Raw genomic sequence first — 20758 nt, forward strand, 5'->3', positions numbered from 1 at the left:
GAACCTGGGGGCAGCCGTTAGCGCTGAGAAGGATCTTGTGGTGCTTTCCCTGCTCGGCCGCGAGCCGCCCCCACGGCTTATCTCTTACTACCGGGACCCCGCTGGCGGTGATCACCGCTTCCACGCGGGCCGCATACGCCGACGGCTACAGCCTGCCGGTGCGCTCTGCTACGGCTCAGCCATCGGCGTCTCGCTCTGCCGTACGGGCGGGAAGCCGGCCGCGTTTTTGACCAGGTACCAACCCTCGGGTAACTCCGACATACCGCCTCCCGGAGGCAGATAACGACGGGGAGCACTCCCACCCAGCCGCCACTTTACGTATCATTTGGTCACCGAATGCATTTGCCTTCGGCCCCCTTTGATCGGCCACCGCACCCGTTTGAACCGCCTGGACGGCTCCCACACGGCGCCCTTCTCGGACATGGGTTGCTGGACGGCGTTTCCGCAGGTGACCTGGCCGTCCGAGAACGTGTACGTTTCTGGACGCTGCTGAAAGGTAGCCGGTGACCATTTGGGCGTACGCACGGGTCTCGACGCGTGATCAGAACCCGCAGCTCCAGCTCGACGCCCTGGCGGCCAGTGGCTACGACGAACTGATCATGGAAAAGGAGTCGGGCAAGCGCGGTGTCGCGCGGTCGGCCTGGGAGGCGCTTCCGGCGTTGCCCAAGGCGGGCGACACGCTGAAGTTCTGGAAGTCCGACCGGCGGGACCGCTCAGCGGGACACGTGCTGGCCATGGTCAACGAGCTGCGCGACCGCGGCATCACCGTGGTGTCGCTGACGGAGAACTTTGATCTGGGCACCAAGGAGGGCCGGTTCATGTTCGCGGTCCTGGCCGCGGCCGCGGAGTACGAGTTGGAGCTGCGCGCCGAGCGCCAGGCCGAGGGAATCGCCGCCGCCAGGCGCCGTGAAGCCACCGGCGCCATGCTGTCTGGCAAGAAGAAGACCGGCCGGCCGCGCGCATCGGCCTCGCCGAGCCGGCCACACTACGCCGCCTGGTCGATGACGGTGTCTCGGTCGTCGAGGCCGCCGGCACCCTCAAAATCGGCCGCTCCACCGCCTACGCGGTACTCGCGGGACGCTGGCCGGCAACTATTCCACCCGTATCCCACTTCTTCCCTGGGACGCCCCAGCAAGATCGTTCTCATCGATAACGGCTGTCCGGCGGTTCCTCAACCCCGGGGTTGCGGGCGTGGAGGAGAATGATCGCCGCCCCCGCTTCGGCGGCCCCGATGGACGCGGAGGCGATCTCGTCCGGCGTCACCGGCGGGTGCGGTGACATCGTCGGCGCGTGAATGCCGCCGGTGGGTGCGCAGGTGATGATGACGGGCCTCGACATGGCCCTTCCCCTAGGCGGTGAGAGTGGGGACGGCATCCCCGTGATCGCGCTCGGCGGCGGACCCTTCCACCCACGACCGGTAGGCGTCGAGGACGAGGCCATGGAAATGATGCACGCCGTGCTCGGACAGCCCTGAGCCGGACGGGTCGTAAACGATGCGACCCTGCTCGAAGGCCGGGGTGCTCATGCCCCGCTGGACGCTCTCCACCAGCGAGATGTCCTGCTGCTGCAGCACCTCGTCGATGTACCGCACCGACTGCACCTCGGCGTCCTCGAGCTCGGCCGTCTCGAAGTAGAAGTCCCAGGTCTCCAGGGTCCGGTCGGGACCGGCCGGAACGACCTGGAAGACCATGAAGTTGCCGCGACCGGGGTATCGCAGCAGACAGGTGTTGGGCCACAGCCACCACACCGCGTGCTGGGTGACCGACGCACCCGAGACGTCGTACGCGGCGTTCGCGTGCTTGCCGGCCTCGGCGAAGTGGCTCGACCAGATGCCGTGGGTCTTCACCTCGTAGGTGTCCATGTCGACAAGGTCGACGAACTCCTTGTGAGCGATGTGACAGTGGTAGCACTCCAGGAAGTTGTCGATGACGTTCTTCCAGTTGGACGCGACGTCGTAGGTCAACCGCTTCGCGTGGGTCAGTCTGGCCACGTCCGGGGCCCACCTGGCGATGTCGGCCGCCAGATCCCCGGCCTGCTCGCCCAAGGAAGCGGCGCCCCGGTCCAGGTTCACGTAGACGAATCCACCGAACTCCTCCACCAACACCTGGTCGAGACAGATCTCGCCCTTGTCGAAGGTCTCCATCCTGTCGGCGCGACGAGCCGCCTTCAGCTGCCCGTCGAGGCCGTAGGTCCACGCGTGGTAGGGGCAGACGATGTTGCGCGTGGTGCCGGAGCCCGCGAGCAGCTCATGGGCGCGGTGCTTGCAGACGTTGTAGAACGCGCGCAGCGCTCCGTCACGATCGCGGACGATCGCGATCGGCATGCCGGCCACGGTGGCCGACACGTAGCTGCCCGACGACTCGAGCTTCTCCCCGTGGCAGATCCACTGCCAGGTGCGGGCGAAGATCGCCCGGACGTCGACCTCGAGCCACCGTGGGTCCGTGTACGCCTCCGACCGCAGCGACATCGATCGTTCGGGGTCCTCGTGGAACCCGGTGCCGACACGACGTACGTCGTCCATCGTGACTGGTGCCATGGTGGGAGCATACGAGTGTTTGAACGATCGTTCAATGCGTTTCTGGACGTTCGTTCAGATTTGGCGTCGCGCGACCAGTCGGTCGGCGAGTGCGATTTCCTCGCAGCGAGCGACGCTCCTGCTGATCGAGGCGCGGTCGAGCCCCAGCAGAGCCGTGAGCCACAAGCCGTTCTGGATGACGTCGATGTCGGCGGCCCGCTTACCGCACTCGCCGCGCGACAACTCGGGGCGGGCCGCACGGATGAGGGCGGCGAGCCCAGCGCGGTAGCGTTTCTGGGCCACCGTGTTGATGCGCTCGAAGTCCTCGTGGGCCCGGGCGAGCGCCCAGAGCTGAAGTCGCAGGGACAGGTACTCCGTTGTCAGGTACTCCGGGTCGGCCACCCGTTTCAGCGCAGCACGCAGCCGCTCTTCTGGTTCCAGGGTGAGGTCCGGCTCGACCATCGCGATGTCCTGCTCCTCGATGCGGTGCAGGGCCGCACGGATCAGGCTCGTCTTGTCCTCGTAGTAGTAGTTCACCAGCCCCAACGAGACCTCAGCCTCACGCGCGACGGCACGCATGCTGACCCCGGATATGCCCTGCAGGGACAAGAGCCGAAGCACCGCCTCGAGGATCCGCGCCTGCCGGTCGACTTTCTCATCGGCGTCCATCGCGCGTACGGATCTCGAACTCACATCCACAACCTTAGTAGCGGCAGGACGGTCGTGTGAGTGGCCGCCCTCTCGCATCCATGCCACAGCTCGTACTCCAGTGACATTTCGCGATCTTGAGGGGCGGTGTCACATGACGACGACCACCGCTTGATCATTTGGAGTCTGTGAAGACAACAAAGGGCCGCCAAGGGCCACTTCGGCCTGGACCACTACCAGGTGCGGGGCGGAGGTCCCGGCATCGGCACATCACCTTGGCCATGCCCGCCCTGGCTGTCCCTTGCCATCTGATCTGAGACACCATCCTGGCGTTGACCTGCGATGCCTTAGTTCGAGTGGCAAGCTTTGCCAGGTCGATTTGCCATTCGATCTGAGGCATTCCGTCGGTTTTCAGTTCGCGCCGGGATCCGTCGGAGCCTCTTGAGCCGGCGTCCTCCCGCGCCTGGCCGCGGCGGCGGATCTTGGCGCGCGCTCTTGGCCCTCACCCGAGCCTGCCGGGCGGTCGGCAGCGTCCCGTGAACTCGTTTCCTGACTTGTGTGAAAGACAGGCGACACTACTTCCTTGAAAAGGCCCACCCCCATGCCCCTCAGTACGACCCTGTCTGACGCCGCCCTGATCGAACGGTCGTGGCGAGATCCCGAGGATTTCGCCTTGCTGTTCGACAGGCACGCAGGACACATCCACCGTTATGTGGCCCGCCGGCTCGGCGACGACACGGCCGACGACGTCGTCTCCGAGACGTTCCTCGCCGCGTTCAGGCAGCGCCGCGACTACGACACCGCCCGTCCGGAGGCCCTCCCCTGGTTGTACGGATTCGCGACCAACTTCATCCGCCGGCATCAGCGCGCCGAGACACACCGCTATAAGGCGTACTCGAAAATGGGCGTGCTTCCCGACGCCGACGACGCCGCGGAACAAGCTCTTGAGCGGGCGAGCGCGCATGCCGTACGCCGCCCTCTCGCCCGGGCGCTCGCCTCGCTGAAGGCCCGCGACCGCGACGTCCTCTTGCTCGTGGCCTGGGCCGACCTCACCTACGAGGAGGCCGCAGGCGCCCTGTCCATCCCGATCGGCACAGTCCGTTCCCGCCTCAACCGCGCGCGGGCCATCGTCCGCAATGCCCTCGGCAGCACCGACCCCACGACGGAGCAGACCTCATGAACGACCTGACCGAACTCCGCGACCTGTTCGCCGACAAGGCGCACCCCACGGCGGACCGCCTCGCCCCCGCCCGTACCGCCCTTCTGGCCGAGGCCCGCGCGAAGCGGCGGCCCCGGGCGGCCGGCCTGCGGCGTCTGATGCTGGCAGGCGGCCTGGTCGCGGCGATGGCCGCAGGAGTGATCGTCGTCCAGACGTTCAAGCCCGCCGCGCCCGCGAGCGCCGCCGAGGTCCTGAGGCTGGCGGCCGAGGCCGCGAGCGCCACCCCGTGGCCGGAACCCCGCGACGACCAGTACCTCCACTACGAGCGGATCGCGGAGACGCGCAGCGAGAACGGGGTTCCCAACGTCGGTCCGCGCCACATCACGGGCGAGGTCTGGGAGTCCGTCGACGGCTCCCGCCCAGAACTGTGGTGGTACAAGCCGTCGAAGTCCCGCCCCCAGAACCGCGAGTACAAGAAACTCCTGACCCGGTGCCCCGGCCGCGGTGGCCCCGCCTACGCCGACCTGCGTGGGTGGCCGACCGACCAGGAGCAGCTCCGGCACAAGCTTGCCGAACACGGTAAGAAGATGGTCCTCAAAAAGGACATCGCGACCCAGATCTGGCGCGCCGGCACCGGCATCCTCGGCAGCCCGATGCCGCCCAAGCTGCAGGCGGCCATCTTCAAGCTCGCCGCGACCCTGCCGGGCATCGAGACGGAAGAGCTCAAGGACGCCACCGGTAAATCGGGCATCGCCGTGACCCGGGTGGACAATCTAGGCCCCGGGGGCGCCATCTCCCGCGAATCCTTCATCTTCGACAAGACCTCCTACGTCCTCCTGGGCGGCCAGGAACTCGTGCCGGGGCAAGGGCGTGAACTCTGGTCCATAACCCGTCCACAGATCACCGACGTACTCCCGGCCTGGTCCACGTCCCTGAAGCCGGGCGGCTGCGTCTGAGCCTGCGCTCACCGGACAACAGGTGGGCCGCACCGGCCCCGCCTGCCTGCCATGATCCAGCAGCCGGGCGGCCGGCGCCGCCCCCGGCACCACCCCCGAGTCGAACGCCTCGTGCGAGGTCAGCGACGGGATCGGCACCACGGTCATGTGTTCGCTGGCGCAAAACCACCGCTCGGGCATCTCCACCGTGTCCTCCACCAGCCCCAGGTGCAGCGTCTTGACGCCCAGGCCGCGATCGTGCGGGTCGGCGTCCTCCTCCCGAGCATGTCCCCACCCCCAAGGTAGACAGGTCTGCCCAGATCACCGGGTTTCCAGGAAGACCGTGTTCTCGGAAGCGGGGACGGCCAAGGCTTCCGAGAACACATACGACGCAGGGGTGAAATCCCAGCTCGGCACTTCCGAGAACAGAGCCGCACCGCTACTTGGCGGCCGGGGACACGTTCGGGAGGAGGCCAGCCATCGCTGCAGCGCGCGGCCGACGAGCTGTTCCATGAACGCGCCGCGGCGAGCGGCTGAGCCGTACTTTCCACCGGAGTCGCGCAGACTCCATCCGGGCTCGCCCTGCACTGTCACGCCCATGCGAAAACACCCCTATTTTGAGACCTTTGTTTTCGGCGTGCGGCGCGCGGCGCCTTTCTGCCGACCAAGCGTCATCGGGCACGGCCAAGGGTGACAGTGACCCACCCGGTGGCGAGCATCCCCGCAGCGGTCGCTGCTCGCAGTGCGCCGACGAGGTCTTCCCCCTCCCCCAGCCCGACCATGCCCACGCACAACCACACCCAGCCGTTAGCGGTGGCCGCGCGCCTCCATGAAGGCCATACCGCCAACTCTCCCGTGTAGACGATGGCGCCGTTGGGCGCGATGACGGTGGCCTGTCCGGCGGCGACGGTGACCTGCCAGTCTGGGGCCTGACGTGGCATCCCATCGGCCGAGCCGCTGGCCATCTGCAAACCGTCGATCATCATCAGATCACCTGAACGGACCGTGTGTCCGCCTTGGGCGGGGGACGCGATGCGGTCATGTGGGTAGATGACCAGCATCGGTAGGTCGTCCCCACCAGGAATGGGAATCAAAGCCGGGCGGGCGCTGATGGGAGTTTCCGCCTGCGGCATTCGGCGGCGTAGCTCGGCCAGATCGGACTCGACGGGAAAGATTGCGGACGGGGCGCACCTCGGATGGGCGATTCGCACCAGGCACAAACCATCGGCGAAGCGCAGCATGACCACCGTTGCCGTGGCATCGCCCGCTACGGCTTGCCCGCAGTAGGGACAGTCCTGCGGACCGCTGGTGATCGGATCGGCCAGAGTGCTCAGCTGTGCCGGATCAACGACGGCGGTGACAACGGGGGCGGCCACGAGGTTACGCATGAGCGCACCGACGGCGACGATAAGCCTCGCCGCTCGGAAGCCGATGATCGGTGAACAGCGGCGCCATCACCTCATACCCCTCACATCCGCGGTCTCCGAGAGCAGGAAATGATCGAAACGGCATAGAGTCGATGTTCTTGACAGTAATGGTTACCTCGAGCCGCTGACCGCTGAATATGTCCTCCCTTCACCGGCGATATGCGGCGCGTGCGCTGCGATGATCGGCGACGCTGGCGAGGGTGAGCCCGGTCAGTCCAAGCCGGGCACGGAACATCGCGCAGCCCGGCATCGGCTCCTGGGGCACCCGTCGCCACTTCAAGACGGAGATAAGCGCAATCGAGCCGTCAGCGGGCATGCTGGTCCAGCCCCCGGGGTCCCGATAGTAATGGCGCAGGATCCACCAGATATGCCTCTCACCTGTGCTTATGCAGGGGTCTCGGGCTGGTGGGCCGGACCTGAGCCCTGCCTGTCAATGCAGGCCAGGGGTAGGTTCGTTGGATTTTGCGCCATTACTGCCGGGACCCCATGTAGTGCGTGCCTCGGCCGAGCAGGTAGCTGGCGTGCTCGCGCTGGGCGTGCAGCTGACCGTCGGCCCCAGCACGCCGGTCGGCCAGCCAGCGGCCCACCGCCCGGTCCAACGCACCGGTCCAACGCGTCGCCGTCGATACGGCCCAGCAGCCGTCGCACCGTCGCCTCCGTCGGCAGGCACCACTTCGGGGACAGCGGGCCGGGCCGTACGCCAAGGCGCTCCAGGACGGACGGCGGGGCGTCGGTGATCCACTCACCCACCGCCGGCAGGGAGGTCACTCCGGCCGGAACCGCGCACGCGGTCAGCGCGAGCACGATGACCAGAGTGTGCCATACGCCGCGCGGATCGCGAGGGTCGGGCACCTCTGCCAGCCGCTCCGGCAGGCCCGGGATCGGCGATGATGCGTCGGCCGGCACGGTCTTCCACTCGGATCACGGGGCGTCGAGAACTCCACGATCTTGGAAGCCCGTGCCAGTTACATTCCCAGAACCCCGTCGAACTGGCAGATCGTCACGAATCGGGCGTCAAGCGACTACGGCGAAGCCCTGGCTGCCCGCTCAGCGACGAACCCCCGCCCTTCCGCGCTGGAGACACTGTTGGCGAATTGATCAAGGGCCAGAGGGTGTAGACCACTGTGGTCTCCTCTTGGCGATCTTGCTTAAGCGGCCGGCCCGCCTACGGCAACGATCGAGTCGCGAGACTCTGCCACCGCGAAACACCAACGACGATGGATGCCCGACGCTACGATGGGCGGCCATTGATCAGATCCTTTAGGAGGGTATGTCAGTGGATTTCGGGGTGCTGGGCGTGTATGCGCATCCGGACGATGAGGCGATCTGGACGGGTGGCACCCTGGCCAAGTACGCCGACGAGGGGGCCAGGACCGCCGTCGTCACGTGCACCTGGGCAGAAGGAACCCAACGGGCCGGGGAACTGGAGCGTTCTCTGGACATCCTCGGCGCGGGCAAACCACGGCTGCTCGGCTACGCCGACGCGCGCAAGCCTGAGTCCGCGCCGGGCAGCCCCCGCTTCGTGGACGTGCCCTTCGACGAGGCGGTGGGACGGGTGGTCGCGCACATCAGGGAGTTCAGGCCCGACGTCGTGCTCACCTTCGATGGGTACGGGTCTTCGGGACATCCCGAACACGTGCATGTGCATCGGGTGACCATGGCCGCGGTCGAAGCGGCCGGCTATGACCAGCTCTACCCGGACGCGGGCGATCCCTGGCGACCGCGCGCCCTCTATCTGGCGACCATTCCGAGATCTGTCGTGATCTCACACTGGCAGGCGGTGTTCGGAACACCTCCTGAGCCAGGCCAGACGCTGCCGGGCGTCTCCGATGAGCAGGTCACCACTCACCTCGACGTCGAGCGGTGGGCTGAGCGCAAGTGGGCGGCCATGCACGCGCATGAGTCCGAGGTTGGACGCGGCGCGTCAATGACCTTGCTCACTTCACTGCCAGAGCAGGCCCGCGCCCAGATGCTGGCGAACGAGTGGTACCGGCGCGTCTCCTACACCGGCGCCCGAGAGACCACCCTTGCGGGATCTTAATCTTGAGCCTTGAGGCGGTGCACTGCCAAGCCCTTCTCCGGTGCTTGTTCAGGCAGCCGGGCGTAGCGTTGCGAAGTGCGAAGTTCGAGTCGGGGCCAGCGGGGTTCCGGTCAACCAGGCGTCGAGTCTGGTGAGGTTCATCGCCGTGACGATGAGTAGGTGTTGGAGATGGGTCTTGGCGGTCCCGCGGTAGCGGGACCGCCGCAGGCCGAAGCCCTTGACGCCCTGGGCGACGGTGCCTTCGATGCCCTGCCTGTGGGCGTAGCGCTGCCGCCATTCGTTGGTGCTCTGCCTCATTCATGCACGCTGCAAGGCTTCGTGCTCTTCCCGTGGACGCAGGGTGATGCGCCGACCCTTGGCCCCGCGGGTGCACAGGTCCCGGCTGGGACAGTCCTTGCAGTCGCGCATTGAGAAGCGCACGCGGACGACTGGCGTACCACCCTGGTCGACCTCGTTAGCCCAGGGCAAGCTGGTGGCCCCGGTGGGACAGGTCATGGCGCGGTTGTCCCAGTCGATGGTGAAGTCGCTCACCGCGAAACCCTTGCCCTCGGCGCTCTGCCAGGCGTTGTCGGGCATCATCGGCCCTATCAGTTCGATGCCGCGGCGATCTGCTCGCGCGAGGTTGTGAGCGCTCATGTAGCCCCTGTCCGCCAGGTGCACCGTTGGCGTCAGGTCGCGGGCGGCCAGCGCGTCATGGACCTGCTCGGTGGCTTCGTAGTCGCTGCCGGGCGACGAGGCGGTGATTACGTGAGTGATCAGATGTGGAGCGTCGGCGTCGCATGTCTCGCTGAGATGCACCTTGTAGCCATCCCAGTAGGAGTCACGCTTGTTTCCCGATCGGGCGTCGCCGTCGTAGGGCGAGATCTGGCGGATCGTGCTCGGCGGCTGCTCCCCAGGAGCTCGCCACCGCAGTTGATCGTCGATGGTCACGTACTGCTGGATCCAGACGTGGCGCAGGTTCTGCACCGCGGGGATTTCACGCAACCACGCAGGCGCTGTCGCCGCGTGGATCGCGCGCAGCACGGCGTACCCGTCAGCGCCGATCTCGTGGCCGAGCTGGATACGCTTCGCCTTGTTCGTGGGCAAACGGAAGTCCTCGATGCGCGCCTCGTACCGGTCAAACCATCCCGGTGCTGCCTGGGTCAACAGCCATTCCGGCGCTGCCACGGCCAGCGCGTTGAGGGCGGCTCGTACTGTTTCATGCACCTGCTCCAACCGGTTCATCGTGCGCGCGGCCATGAGCACGTGGGTGGAGTCCGTGCGCTGCCGGCCACCGGTTCGAAGCAGGCCAGCGGTTACCGCACGTTCCAGGAGCGTATCGAGCAGGCTCTGCTCAAGCGACCCTGCGATCTCGGAACTCACTGAGCACCGAGTAGTCAAAGCCGGCATCGGTCAGCTCTAACCCGAGCGCGTACTTCCAGTCGATTCGCGCGCGCACGGCCTCGGCCGCCTGGCGGTCGGACAGTCCCTCTCCGAACTGCAGGATCGACACCAGGGCCAGGCGGGCCGGGGACAGCGCCGGGCGACCGCGGGTGGAGAAGGCTGCGGCGAAGTCCGTGTCCTCAAAGAGGACACCCAGCGCATCCCGTATGCGAATCGCCAGGCTTCCTTTCGGGAAGGCCGCCCGGGCCACCGCCAGAGTGGCGGCCGGGATCTGGTTTGCACCAGTCGAACGCAGCGACACCACGACTCCATCCGCGAGCAGGAACAACGATAGCGGCCCCATGATCACATCCGTGATCATGGGGCCGCTTCCTTTTGATCTACTTCGCCAACAGTGTCTCCGCGCTGGAAGGACGGGGAATTTCGGTGGGGAGGTCACGTTCGCAGGTCGCGATCGTCGACCAAGACGGTGCGGTGCGGTGCGGTGCAACCGGAATCTACCCAACGAGGTCGGGACGGTGCTGCGGGCGATCGGCGATCAACGTCCATGCGGTCGACGTGCCGTGTCAGGCCGGTGGTGCCAGGCGTTTTCACTCCCGCTCTGGGGCACGTCATCCGTCCGAGGCGTCCTCGGTCTCCCAGCGCAGCAGGTCGCCCGGCTGGCACTTGAGCGCCTCGCAGAGCGCGGCGAGCGTCGCGAAGCGCACCGCCTTGGCGCGGCCGTTCTTGAGTACCGCCAGATTGGCGGGCGTGATCCCTACGCGGTCCGCGAGGTCGCCCACGGACATCTTCCGCCTGGCCAGCATCACGTCGATGTCGACGACGATCGGCATCAGATCACCTCGTCCAACTCGGCCTGCATCTGCGCCGCTTCGACGTCGCGAGCGACGGCCTGAGCGAGCAGCATCCGCAGCACGAGCACGATGAGCGCGACCCCCAGGATGGCCAGGCCAACCCCGCCCATGATGACGGTGACGCCCGGGTCGGCCCGCTGGCCCGGCGCATTGAGGGCCGTGACCGCGAACCACAGGAGGGCAGCCGCCACGATCGCGCCGATCACGGCGTCCACGTACCGGAAGGCGGCGTGGGAGAACACGGTTCCGCGTCGCACCATCGTCACCAGCCGCCATACGCTGACCAGGGCGACCTGGGCCGACACCATGCCCAGGATCGTGATCACGCGCAGCGGGGTCAGCGGGAGCGACCCGTCCTCCGGGTCGGTGGCCAACACCCACGCCATCAATGCCTGTATGAACACGGTGCCGGCGAGCACCACCACGAGCACGGCGCGAAGCGCACGCACTGCCAGCTTTCCCATGACCCATCCTCCCATCGAATTACGATGAGAATCTATCGAATTTCGATAGATGAAGCAAGGGCTGGGACAGAGGATGGGCGGCGGTTTCGCACCGTGGCGGGCCGCCGCCCCCTCCCATGGCATGGCGTTCGCGCGAACGTCTTGATCTTGTCGAAGTCGACCTCGCTTGAGCACAAATCGGACGCCACCCGACTACGCCGAAGCATGGAACGTCATGAGGTGCTGCGGCATGCGAGACCGGATGGTTTGGTTCGTGATCGGACCATCAAGCTGACGTGGCTGCGAGCATGATGAGGAGGGCTATGCGCTGCGGCGCTCCACTTGAGTGAAGCGTGCTTCCCAACGGGCGAGTAGGGCCGCGGCTTCGTGGGGGCTGCCTACCAGCTCGGTGGGCTTGATGGCATTCGCGGCGTGGGTGCTGTAGCCGGGGTCATCCGGGGTCACAGTGATGGCGCCGTCGGCGTGTCAACCCTCGGGGGTGTCGACGTGCACAGGCACCACGAGGGAGCCGTCTTCGCGCTCGATCACGGTCCACATGACAACCCCCCTCATACTCCATAATGCCTTCGATAGTACGCCCACACCAGTTCGCCGAGGTTTTCGCGGCCGTCGAGCATGCGCACCAGGCGTCCTACTTGCCGTGATGCGCACAGGGCATACCCTTCAGCCCACCATTCGACCGCGTCCAGGTAGCGGGGGTGCGTTATGGCCGTCCTGCACATCTGCATGATCAATTGCCATTCAGAGGCTTGGGACATGCTGTCGAAAGCGTCCAAAGCGTGGCCGACCTCATGCAGGACAAGGCTGGCCGAGACATGGTCGCCGGTGCCGATCGTGATGAGACGGCCGGTGCAGATACCGGGGGCCTGATCCCACAGCACATGGCCGCCGGGCTGCGTGGGCTGTCCGCGCAGAGCGCCGAGACTATCCAGATCGGGGATGTTACCGGGGCCGAGCCAGATCTCGTCGAGCTCTTCGGCCAGGCGGGTAGCGATATACACGGGAAGGGTCGCCAACTCGTCGACGGCGGATGAGTTCAGGCGGCGGCAGCGTGGCCTCCGGCCATTGGGGACGCAGGACGCGTTCGAGTACACCGCAGTGCCGCCGCCCGTCACGGGGAATCGGATGGGTGTTGGCCGGATGCGGGGCGCATCAGGAGGGGAAGTTGACCATGGCGGGGCCATTGTCTCGTATTTCCCGCGGTGAAGGACTACCAAAAGCACCTACTTGAGCGCTTCATTGTTGCTTCGCTCGTAAAGAGCAGGTGGAGCGGCACTGATCGTCACTGTGATGATCAGGAGGGTGCGATGGTGCGATAAGGGCGGGGTTATGCTCTCAGCTTCTGGGCCGTCGCTCCGACGGCGAGGCGGTGTGTGACTGCGAATGCAGTCGGCTCCGCCCGGTCGATACGGCGATCGCCTCTGGGTGGTGTGACGCGCGGAGGTATGTGGCAGGAAACCGGCGGCGCTATCTGTCAGGCCGTCACGAAAGGTGACGAGCTTGGCTGTGCTCAAATCCATGCTTTCGGCGCGATGCTTCTATGCCCGGCTGATGAAGGCGTTGCCGCAGGTCGGCCCCGCTCATGACCTCGACGACGCCACCGCCCGGCTCACCGTCGACCGCTGACCCAGAAAGATCAACTGCTTAGCGATGTTTTGGCCGGAAGCTATGGATGGGCGTTCTCGGTGTGATCAGTCAAGGCAGAATCTCGACGTACCCGTCGGTTCCGTGCACGCGGATCCGCTGCCCATCAGGGATCAGTCGGGTGGCGTCTACCACACCGACGACGGCCGGCAATCCGTACTCCCGTGCGATCACTGCGCCGTGAGTCATCAATCCTCCGACCTCCGTCACTAAGCCTGCGATGGCGACGAAGAGGGGCGTCCAGCTGGGGTCCGTGTGGGCCGTGACGAGGATGTCGCCCGGTTCGAGATCGGCCTGTGCCATGTCCAGGATGACGCGAGCGCGCCCTTCGACGGTCCCGGCGGAGACCGGTAGGCCGATCAGCGCGCCGGCCGGCATATCGTCGCGCCGGTACGCCCCGACTATGACCTCGCCATCCGACGTGAGCACCCGGGGCGGCGTGAGCGCTTGATACGACCTGAACGCGTCCTTGCGCCGGCCGATGAGCTGGTCATCCACGCGGTTCGTGCACACGACGTCGTGGAGCTCCTGGAACGTGAGGTAGAAGATGTCTTCCTTCTCACGGAGTACGTGGGCCTGCATGAGGCGCTCGGCTTCTTCCAACAAGGCCTGCTTGTACACGAAGTAGCGGCTGACCATGCCGTACTTCGGATACTCCCGGTACCCGATGAAGGTCCGGACCCGGTCGATCATCCGCTTTGTCTCTTCGGCCTTGCGCTCCCCGTCCGGCAGGGCCCGCAAGCGCTCCAGCAGCTTCTGCTCCTTCTTCCAGGCCTCCTGCCGCCCTTGCTCGAAGCGCCGCTCGCCGACTCCCGGCTCGAAGTTCTTGATGTTGCCGAGGATCATGGGCACGAGTGTGGAGGGGCGTTCACTCCAACGCGGCCGCGTGATGTCGATCTCGCCGACGCAGCGCATGCCGTACTTGTCGAGCCAGGCCTCGATGGCGTCTCGCGCTTCCCGCCCGCCCGCGAGCTTGGGCAGCTCGTCCAGGAAACCCTCGTCCTCGACGTGCTGCAGAAACGCCACCACGTCCGGATGCGGGCGGATCACGTCAGCGACGCCCAGCAGCGCCAGCCCCATCTCCGACGTGACGTTGTGAGGCACGGACTGCGTGAGCGTGTCCGCCGCGTTCTTCTCGCCCAGCCACGCCTCCAGCTGCTCGTTGAGCCACCACGTGGCCTCCATCGCCGACATGAACACCTGATGGCTCTGCGGATCGAACAAGATCCGCTTCAGCTCCTGGATGTCCGCCCGGATGAAGTCGAGCAGCGCCTCTCCGGACTTCGTCCGGATGTCGCGTTTCGAGGCGGCGATGGATGCCTCGCTGCGCCCGATCAGCTCGGTGACGATGGCCGGATCGGTCTCGATCGGGGCTGGCGCGCCGCCGAACAGCGGCCCGGGGGGACCCTCGTCAGGCAGCGGCCGGATGAAGCCGTCGCGCTCGAGGATGGTCTGCAGCGCGTCCCCGGTCAGCGGATCGGATCTCCCCGCGAGCTCCAGGAGGCTGGCGCGGCTCCTCGGCGAGGCCAGCCTTTGGGTGACGTCGACGAACAGGCGGCCGCCGGCCTCGGCCATGGGCGCGGGGGTCGTCATCTGCCAGAAGGAGAGCCCCAGAGGCTTCATGGGGTCGGTCATCATCTGCTGATGGCCGACGGAGACATAGACGTGGTTCTCCCGGTCGCCGGACTCGGGGATGGGGAACAGCGTGGTGATCGGCCGGCTCTGGACGATCTGGAAGCCGTCGTCGACCAGGCACCATTCGATGTCCTGGGGACGGCCGAAGTGCGCTTCGATCCGCCGGCCGAGCTGCGCGAGCCGCACGACCTGCGCATCCGTCAGCGCCGGCTGCTCCTGCCGCTCCGGGTCGATCGCCTGTTCCTGCGTCCCGCCCGCCGGCGAGGCGTGGATGGCGAGCTTCTTGGCGCCGACCGCCTTGGCGACGACCTCGCCGTCGCGCACCTTGTAGACGTCCGCGTTCACCAGGCCGGAGACCAAGGCCTCACCGAGGCCGAAGCTGGCCTCTACGGAGACGACCCTTCGGTTGGACGTGACGGGGTCGGCTGTGAACAGGATGCCGGCCGCCTGCGGGAAGACCATCTGCTGCACGACCACGGCCATGTGGACCGTACGGTGATCGATGCCGTTCCGCTGGCGGTAGGTCACGGCCCGCTCGGTGAACAACGAGGCCCAGCACCGGCTGACGTGCTGGAGGATCGCCGCCGGCCCCACCACGTTCAGGTACGTGTCCTGCTGGCCGGCGAAGGAGGCCGTCGGCAAGTCCTCTGCCGTCGCGCTGGATCGGACGGCGTAGGCAGCTTGCTCGCCGAGCTGGGCGAGAGCGCGGGTGATCGCCACCGCGAGATCACCCGGAACGGCGATCCCTTCGAGGGTCCGGCGGATGTCCGCGCTGCGTGTGCGGATCGCCTCCCGGTCATCCGGGTTCAGGCGCGACAGCTGATCGAGCCGATCGTCGATCGACGGCGCTTCCGCCATGATCCGCCGGAAGGCGTCCGTCGTCACGCAAAAGCCGGCCGGCACGCGGATGCCGTCGATCCGCGACAGCCCGCCCAGATGCGCGCCCTTGCCGCCAACGACCGCGACCTGCATCTCGTCAATCTCCTGAAGACCCAACACGTACTGCTCGATCATCGCGATACCTCCGAGGTGGTCGTGCTCCGTTGCCCTGCACTGGCCGGTCGAATCACCGGCGCCTCCAGTTCTGTCGAACCTCTTGTTGGGCACGTCCTCATCTCTCGTCGCCTTCTCCTGACGAGCCGGCCGGCCGCTTCGCCCAGTCGGGCGGCACGCACACCCGCACCTCCGCGCCGAGCGCCCGCAACCGCACCGCCAGTCCCACCAGCGGTCCGACGTCACCGCGTCCCTCATAGGTCGATAACGACACACGCACGTCGTGCCCCCATGTCTTCGTCCGTTCTTGGTCCGGCCGACGATTCTGCGGCACGACCCGGGTCTTGCGGCAAGCCCCCCAGTCCGCTATACGTTGAGAGTGGCAAGGAGTGAGATCTTCTTGCCTTGCCTTTTGAGTCGTCCGCTGCGGGCGGACAAACCCTTCTCGTGAAGCGGCGGCGCGCCGCGTACAGCGGTACACGTCGTTGGCCCAGGAGGATGTCCCATCGGCCTACGGGTGCAGCCGCGGCACGAGAAGTTCTTCTCTTCGTCGACGAGGCCCGAACATCGTCGAGCGCGCCGCCGTTCTTCCGGACGTCGTCCCGCAACGCGAGCGCTGGGCGAAGCTCGCCAAACGGACGACCGCCGAGCTTGACGGTCGCCCTAGCTCAAATCGGCCGGCCATCCTGACGTCTCCCACATCACCGCCAGCATCGTCTGGGAAACCCGGCCCGGGGTTGGACACAAGGGCCTAGACGGCAAGTGGTACGAACAAAAGAAGATCGCCGACAGCTTCTCCGCATACTCGACGGGGCCTGTCTATGTGAATGCTTCCGGCCAGTGTGTCAGCATATCGGGAAGCATCATAGTGAGGGGATACGCCAGTAAAGACGGGAAGGCGTTCTCCGATGAAAGCAATGATGCCCTCTGCAACCGACCACCTTATACATGGCTTTCGTTTGCCGGCAATGAGCCTGCAACATTAATGATCACAGATGTGGTGAAGTTATTTAAAACACGCAGAATGGAAGCGCCGAGCCTCATTTAATAACCGGGTGAGCGATCCGCAATAGACTTTGCGAATTTTGTGAGCGAGTTGCGAGCATCGCCATTTCGCAAGAAGCTCTTCAGGATGCCCGGGTCAGACCGGAACCCCAGGTACTGATCCGGCGCAAGTGGCTGGCGTGCGCGCACCTCGATCGTGACCGGCCGGCCTTGGTGAAGGCGCGCCGGGGAGAAGGCAACAGGAGATGAGACCCGGTTTCGTCGGGAAGTCGTCACGGGCCGGGAGGGCCTACTCGCCCGCGTCGCCCCGATCGAGGCCGACCACTACGGCAAGCTGGCGTTCCCGCCGCGGACACCACCACACACGACGATCGGTACCCGTGACGTCAGCCAGTGGAGGGTGGTCCGGGGCAGAGCGCGTACAGCGCAGCGCGCAGCGCGGACGCGTCCTGGTCCAGCAGCCGCCGCTCCCTGTTGATCGGGTCCACCTGAAGCCTGAACCCGTCACCGCGGTGCCGCGGGAACACGTGCAGGTGCACGTGGAACACCTGCTGGCAGGCCACTTCGCCATCGGCGAGGAAGACGTTGACGCCCTCGCAACGCAGCAGTGAAAGGCGTAGCGCACGAGCCAGGCGGTGGCCGATCCGCCACATGCGCGTGCTGGTCTCCTCGTCGAGGTCTTCGAGCCCTACGGCATGCGCGCGCGGCACGACCAGCGCGTCGCCGGGAGCCACAGGATGGGTATCCATGATCACGACGACGGCCTCGTCCTCGTAGGGCACACTAGCCTCAGCCCGTCCCGCGACGATGTCGCAGAACACGCAGGAGAGGCCGTCCGGGACGCCCATGTGCCCATCATCCCACCCGCGGACCCGGCCCCGGCCGCCCGCCTACCCCAGGTGGCGAACCACCGGCCCACTGACGGCCGCGCCTCGCTGATCGTGCATTATGCCAGTACGCGCGCGCCGTGTTCGCCTACGGTGCGCTGCCCGGCCTGACGCTGGTGCAGGCCGACGCCGTCGACTACCTACGGCACGCCGAGGAGTTCGATGTGATCATCAGCGTCCACGGAGCGGTCTGCTTCACCCCGCCGTCACTGCTGCTGCCGGGTGTCTTCGCGGCGTCGCGGCCGGGTGGTCTGCTGGCCGCCTCCGTGCTGCACACCAACTATCTGGACGAAGGACCGTCACAGGCGGTGGAGCCGTCGCCGCAGCGGCTGCAGATCACCGGCCAAGAACCCGACACGGTGCACCGCTGGGTTCTCGCGTCCGCCCTGTGGAGGTGGCTACTGGCCGAGCACGGCTTCACCGTCACCTCCCTCGATCGCATCGACAGCGAGACCGACCCGACCTCCTGCCGTCTGATCCGCGCCACGCGGGAGCCGTGATGACGGCGCTCGACGCCGCCCCCGCCGACGATCGCCGCTCGGGGCGGCCGTCCGTACAGGCGCACCGGACATCCGGCGGCCCCCGCGCCCAACACCACCGCACGGTACGGCGGGCCGGGCACCGATGCCCTGGAGGAGCATGTGATACCCCGCCGCTTGGCCGGCTCTGCGGAACTGCTACGCACCAATGCGCGCTACCGCCGTCATGCCGCCGCCCGTCTGGCCTCGACCCTGGGCACGACGGTCGCGCCCCTTGGTCTGCCCTTCGCCGCGATCGCCGGTGGCGGCGGAGCCGGGCACCCTCAGCGCCGTCCTTCTGGTCGACCCCCTCGCTTTCCTCGCGGTGACCCCGGTGGCCGGGGTGCTGGCCGACCGGCTGCCCCGCCCGGCCATCATCATCGCCTGTCAGATCGTCAACGCCCTCACCCAGACGGCGGCGACGGCGCTGGTGGCGACCGGCGCCGCCACGGTCACCACGCTAACCGGTCTGGGAGCGCTCGCCGGTGCGACCACCGCGTTCTTTCAACCCGCGATGAAGAGCGTGCTGGCGCGCCTGGTCGCCCGTGAGGCACTGATCGAGGCCAACGCGCTGATCCAGATCGGCGGCACTCCCCTTCCGTCGCCGGGCCGTCGAGTGGGGCCGCGGGATCGCGCGGGCTCAGGAGCTCTGGCGATGACCGCACTTGCCCGCAACCAAGTCCGCCGCGTCCCCAGTCTCGGCCGGCAGCAGAGATTAAGGCTTGACTTATATAAGTCGTCGCTGAAATCATGGATCCGTGCACGCCTTCGACGTACTCGGCGACCCCGTTCGCCGCCGGATATTGGAGCTGCTCGCCGAGGGCGAGCAGACCGCCGGTGCAGTGAGCGGCCACATTCGCGAGGAGTTCGGGATCTCCCAGCCGGCCACCTCGCAGCACCTCCGCGTGCTGCGGGAGTCGGGGTTCGCGACCGTCCGGGCGGAGGGCACACGCCGCCTCTACGCGGTCGACGCCCAGCCCCTACAGGAGGTCGACGTCTGGCTGGAGCACTTCCGGCGGTTTTGGAACCAGAGCCTGGACGCGCTGAGCACCGAACTCGCGCGGGGCAAGCGCGAACGCGGTGAACGGCGCGGAGACGGGCCGTCGGGGGGCGGCAAACCACCCACCAAGAGCAAGGAAGACACGTGATCGACGTCATCAACCAGGTCAACGCCGCCCACCGGGAGATCGGCAACCAGCCCGTCAGCACGGGTGCGGGGCGCTCGGTGCTGCTGCGCCGTACCTACGACGCCGCGATCGAGGACGTCTGGAGCGCCTGCACTGAGCCCGACCGGATCGGCCGATGGCTGGGGCCGGTCAGCGGTGATCTCCGCCTGGGCGGCACCTTTCAGCTCGAGGGCAACGCCGGCGGGGAGATCCTGCGCTGCGAGGAGCCGTACCTGCTCAAGGTGACCTGGACCATGGGAGAAGGCATGGCCACCGAGGTCGAGGTTCGCCTCTCTAAGGGCGAGGACGGCGACACCGTCTTCGAGCTGGAGCACGCTTCCCCCACCGAGTTCGTCGACGAGATGCTGCGCGCCTACGGCCCCGGCGGCACCATCGGCATCGGCACCGGCTGGGACCTCGCCCTCCTCGGCCTGGACCTGCACCTGCGCGGCGAGGGCATCGACCCGGCGACCTGGGAGAACGCACCGGACGTCAAGGAGCTCGCGGTGCGCAGCAGCCAAGCCTGGGGACAGGCGATCCAGGCCGCCTGGGGCACCAGCGACGATGACATCGCCGCGGCGGTCGCGTTCGCAACCCAGCACTACGCCCCCCACGACGAGACAGGACACTGAGGTGGCCAAGACGATGCCGACCGGGGCGATGGTGGCCGAGGTGATGGCCGAGCTGGCCGAGCTCGCCGACCCCAAGACACGCGAGGTGAACGAGAAACACGGTGACGATCACGGTGTGAACCTCGGCAAGCTGCGCGTGCTCGCCAAGCGGCTGAAGACGCAGCAGGAACTCGCGCGCCGGCTCTGGGAGACGGACGACTCCGCGGCGCGGCTGCTGGCGCTGCTGATCTGCCGCCCGAAGGCGTTCGGGCGCGACGAGCTGGACGCCATGCTGCGCCAGACGTGCCCTCCCAAGGTGCACAACTGGCTGGTGAACTACGTGGTGAAGAAGAACCCGCACGCCGAAGAGCTGCGCCTGGCCTGGTCCGCCGACCCAGATCCGGTGGTCGCGAGTGCCGGCTGGGCGCTGACCGCCGACCGGGTGGCGAAGAAGCCCGAGGGCCTCGACCTCGCAGGACTGCTCGACGTCATCGAGGCGGAGATGAAGGACGCCCAGGACCGGCTGCAGTGGGAGATGAACAACTGCCTGGCCCAGATCGGGATCGAGCACGCCGAGCACCGCCCCCGTGCGATCGACATCGGTGAGCGCCTCCAGGTGCTCAAGGACTACCCGACGTCCCCGGGCTGCACATCTCCGTTCGCGCCTACCTGGATCGCCGAGATGGTGCGCCGACAGCACGACGACACGGTGGCCTGATTGACGGTGGCTCGTCGCCTCGGGCATGGGGACAGTCGAGCGGCTGGTACCGGACGATCGGCGCTCGGTGTATCTGCCCCGGCGTTGCGCGCCGCGATCGTTGACCGCTACCGGTAGGCGAGCTGAGCCCGCTCCCCGCCGCACCACCGACCTCC

At 67.0% G+C, this 20758-nt stretch carries 21 protein-coding genes and 3 pseudogenes; 10 read left to right on the top strand and 14 right to left on the bottom strand.

The annotated features are described in order from the left end of the window. The first annotated feature begins 503 nt into the window (after positions 1-503). Positions 504-1205, top strand: coding sequence for a recombinase family protein (locus ACQPYK_RS28665; RefSeq protein ID WP_433237332.1), 702 nt, complete (start codon positions 504-506; stop codon positions 1203-1205). Here the strand turns inward: ACQPYK_RS28665 and ACQPYK_RS28670 are convergent. Genes ACQPYK_RS28670 through ACQPYK_RS28680 form a run of 3 tightly spaced genes read right to left on the bottom strand, consistent with a single transcriptional unit; the run spans position 1144 to position 3184 of the window. Then, positions 1144-1440: a 3-keto-5-aminohexanoate cleavage protein gene (locus ACQPYK_RS28670; RefSeq protein ID WP_433237335.1), complete on the bottom strand. Its 297-nt coding sequence runs from the start codon at positions 1438-1440 to the stop codon at positions 1144-1146. The genes ACQPYK_RS28665 and ACQPYK_RS28670 overlap by 62 nt on opposite strands. Further along, positions 1349-2536: an aromatic ring-hydroxylating oxygenase subunit alpha gene (locus ACQPYK_RS28675; protein ID WP_433237338.1), complete on the bottom strand. Its 1188-nt coding sequence runs from the start codon at positions 2534-2536 to the stop codon at positions 1349-1351. The genes ACQPYK_RS28670 and ACQPYK_RS28675 overlap by 92 nt, the downstream gene beginning before the upstream one ends. Before the next feature lie 54 nt (positions 2537-2590). Further along, complete coding sequence (locus ACQPYK_RS28680; RefSeq protein ID WP_433237341.1) at positions 2591-3184, bottom strand: TetR/AcrR family transcriptional regulator; 594 nt, start codon at positions 3182-3184, stop codon at positions 2591-2593. Positions 3185-3764: 580 nt separating this feature from the next. Between ACQPYK_RS28680 and ACQPYK_RS28685 the strand changes: the two genes are divergently transcribed. Next, positions 3765-4343 (top strand): RNA polymerase sigma factor, encoded by a 579-nt coding sequence (locus tag ACQPYK_RS28685; protein ID WP_433237343.1) that lies wholly within the window; start codon positions 3765-3767, stop codon positions 4341-4343. After that, positions 4340-5278, top strand: a complete 939-nt coding sequence (locus ACQPYK_RS28690) for a CU044_5270 family protein (protein ID WP_433237346.1) — start codon at positions 4340-4342, stop codon at positions 5276-5278. The genes ACQPYK_RS28685 and ACQPYK_RS28690 overlap by 4 nt, the downstream gene beginning before the upstream one ends. A gap of 300 nt (positions 5279-5578) precedes the next feature. On the opposite strand, the gene ACQPYK_RS28695 is transcribed toward ACQPYK_RS28690, so the two are convergent. From ACQPYK_RS28695 to ACQPYK_RS28710, 4 genes and pseudogenes are all read right to left on the bottom strand, one after another. Then, complete coding sequence (locus ACQPYK_RS28695) at positions 5579-5857, bottom strand: hypothetical protein (protein ID WP_433237349.1); 279 nt, start codon at positions 5855-5857, stop codon at positions 5579-5581. A gap of 71 nt (positions 5858-5928) precedes the next feature. After that, positions 5929-6645 (bottom strand): hypothetical protein, encoded by a 717-nt coding sequence (locus ACQPYK_RS28700; RefSeq protein ID WP_433237352.1) that lies wholly within the window; start codon positions 6643-6645, stop codon positions 5929-5931. Positions 6646-7154: 509 nt separating this feature from the next. After that, complete coding sequence (locus ACQPYK_RS28705) at positions 7155-7283, bottom strand: hypothetical protein (protein ID WP_433259138.1); 129 nt, start codon at positions 7281-7283, stop codon at positions 7155-7157. A gap of 58 nt (positions 7284-7341) precedes the next feature. Further along, positions 7342-7590 (bottom strand): annotated as a pseudogene (locus ACQPYK_RS28710) (transposase family protein); the annotation flags it as partial. Positions 7591-7954: 364 nt separating this feature from the next. Here ACQPYK_RS28710 and ACQPYK_RS28715 point away from each other — a divergent pair. Beyond that, positions 7955-8725 carry a PIG-L family deacetylase gene (locus ACQPYK_RS28715; RefSeq protein WP_433237355.1) on the top strand — a complete coding sequence of 257 codons (771 nt, stop codon included), beginning with the start codon at positions 7955-7957 and terminating at the stop codon, positions 8723-8725. 48 nt (positions 8726-8773) lie between these two features. Here the strand turns inward: ACQPYK_RS28715 and ACQPYK_RS28720 are convergent. The 4 genes and pseudogenes from ACQPYK_RS28720 to ACQPYK_RS28735 all read right to left on the bottom strand — a co-directional run bounded on the left by ACQPYK_RS28720 (position 8774) and on the right by ACQPYK_RS28735 (position 12427). After that, positions 8774-10409: pseudogene (locus ACQPYK_RS28720) on the bottom strand (IS1182 family transposase). A 310-nt stretch (positions 10410-10719) separates the two neighbouring features. Continuing rightward, the gene (locus ACQPYK_RS28725; RefSeq protein WP_433237358.1) at positions 10720-10941 is read right to left on the bottom strand and encodes a helix-turn-helix domain-containing protein; all 222 of its coding nucleotides are present in this window, start codon (positions 10939-10941) and stop codon (positions 10720-10722) included. Then, complete coding sequence (locus ACQPYK_RS28730; RefSeq protein ID WP_433237361.1) at positions 10941-11426, bottom strand: DUF2975 domain-containing protein; 486 nt, start codon at positions 11424-11426, stop codon at positions 10941-10943. Before ACQPYK_RS28730 ends, ACQPYK_RS28725 begins: the two co-directional genes overlap by 1 nt. 548 nt (positions 11427-11974) lie before the next feature. Further along, a complete protein-coding gene (locus ACQPYK_RS28735; protein ID WP_433237364.1) occupies positions 11975-12427 on the bottom strand; it encodes a hypothetical protein in 453 nt (150 codons plus the stop codon). Positions 12428-12926: 499 nt separating this feature from the next. Here ACQPYK_RS28735 and ACQPYK_RS28740 point away from each other — a divergent pair, with 499 nt between their 5' ends. Beyond that, positions 12927-13052: a hypothetical protein gene (locus tag ACQPYK_RS28740; RefSeq protein WP_433237367.1), complete on the top strand. Its 126-nt coding sequence runs from the start codon at positions 12927-12929 to the stop codon at positions 13050-13052. Between the two features lie 69 nt (positions 13053-13121). Here the strand turns inward: ACQPYK_RS28740 and rph are convergent, their stop codons facing one another. The 3 genes from rph to ACQPYK_RS28755 form a co-directional block, all read right to left on the bottom strand. Continuing rightward, positions 13122-15719, bottom strand: a complete 2598-nt coding sequence (gene rph / locus ACQPYK_RS28745; protein ID WP_433237370.1) for a rifamycin-inactivating phosphotransferase — start codon at positions 15717-15719, stop codon at positions 13122-13124. Positions 15720-15816: 97 nt separating this feature from the next. Continuing rightward, positions 15817-15978 carry a hypothetical protein gene (locus tag ACQPYK_RS28750; RefSeq protein WP_433237373.1) on the bottom strand — a complete coding sequence of 54 codons (162 nt, stop codon included), beginning with the start codon at positions 15976-15978 and terminating at the stop codon, positions 15817-15819. 1111 nt (positions 15979-17089) lie between these two features. Next, positions 17090-17551: an HIT family protein gene (locus tag ACQPYK_RS28755; RefSeq protein WP_433237376.1), complete on the bottom strand. Its 462-nt coding sequence runs from the start codon at positions 17549-17551 to the stop codon at positions 17090-17092. 119 nt (positions 17552-17670) lie between these two features. Here ACQPYK_RS28755 and ACQPYK_RS28760 point away from each other — a divergent pair, with 119 nt between their 5' ends. The 5 genes and pseudogenes from ACQPYK_RS28760 to ACQPYK_RS28780 all read left to right on the top strand — a co-directional run bounded on the left by ACQPYK_RS28760 (position 17671) and on the right by ACQPYK_RS28780 (position 20603). Continuing rightward, positions 17671-18090, top strand: coding sequence for a hypothetical protein (locus tag ACQPYK_RS28760; protein ID WP_433237379.1), 420 nt, complete (start codon positions 17671-17673; stop codon positions 18088-18090). 205 nt (positions 18091-18295) lie between these two features. After that, positions 18296-18685, top strand: a pseudogene (locus tag ACQPYK_RS28765) (MFS transporter); the annotation flags it as partial. Positions 18686-18866: 181 nt separating this feature from the next. Continuing rightward, a complete protein-coding gene (locus ACQPYK_RS28770) occupies positions 18867-19256 on the top strand; it encodes an ArsR/SmtB family transcription factor (RefSeq protein ID WP_433237382.1) in 390 nt (129 codons plus the stop codon). Then, positions 19253-19906, top strand: a complete 654-nt coding sequence (locus ACQPYK_RS28775; protein WP_433237385.1) for an SRPBCC domain-containing protein — start codon at positions 19253-19255, stop codon at positions 19904-19906. The genes ACQPYK_RS28770 and ACQPYK_RS28775 overlap by 4 nt, the downstream gene beginning before the upstream one ends. Positions 19907-19919: 13 nt before the next feature. Beyond that, positions 19920-20603, top strand: a complete 684-nt coding sequence (locus ACQPYK_RS28780) for a DNA alkylation repair protein (protein WP_433258930.1) — start codon at positions 19920-19922, stop codon at positions 20601-20603. Positions 20604-20758 lie beyond the last annotated feature (155 nt).

The organism is Streptosporangium sp. CA-135522 (genome assembly GCF_050949235.1).
Classification (GTDB): domain Bacteria; phylum Actinomycetota; class Actinomycetes; order Streptosporangiales; family Streptosporangiaceae; genus Streptosporangium.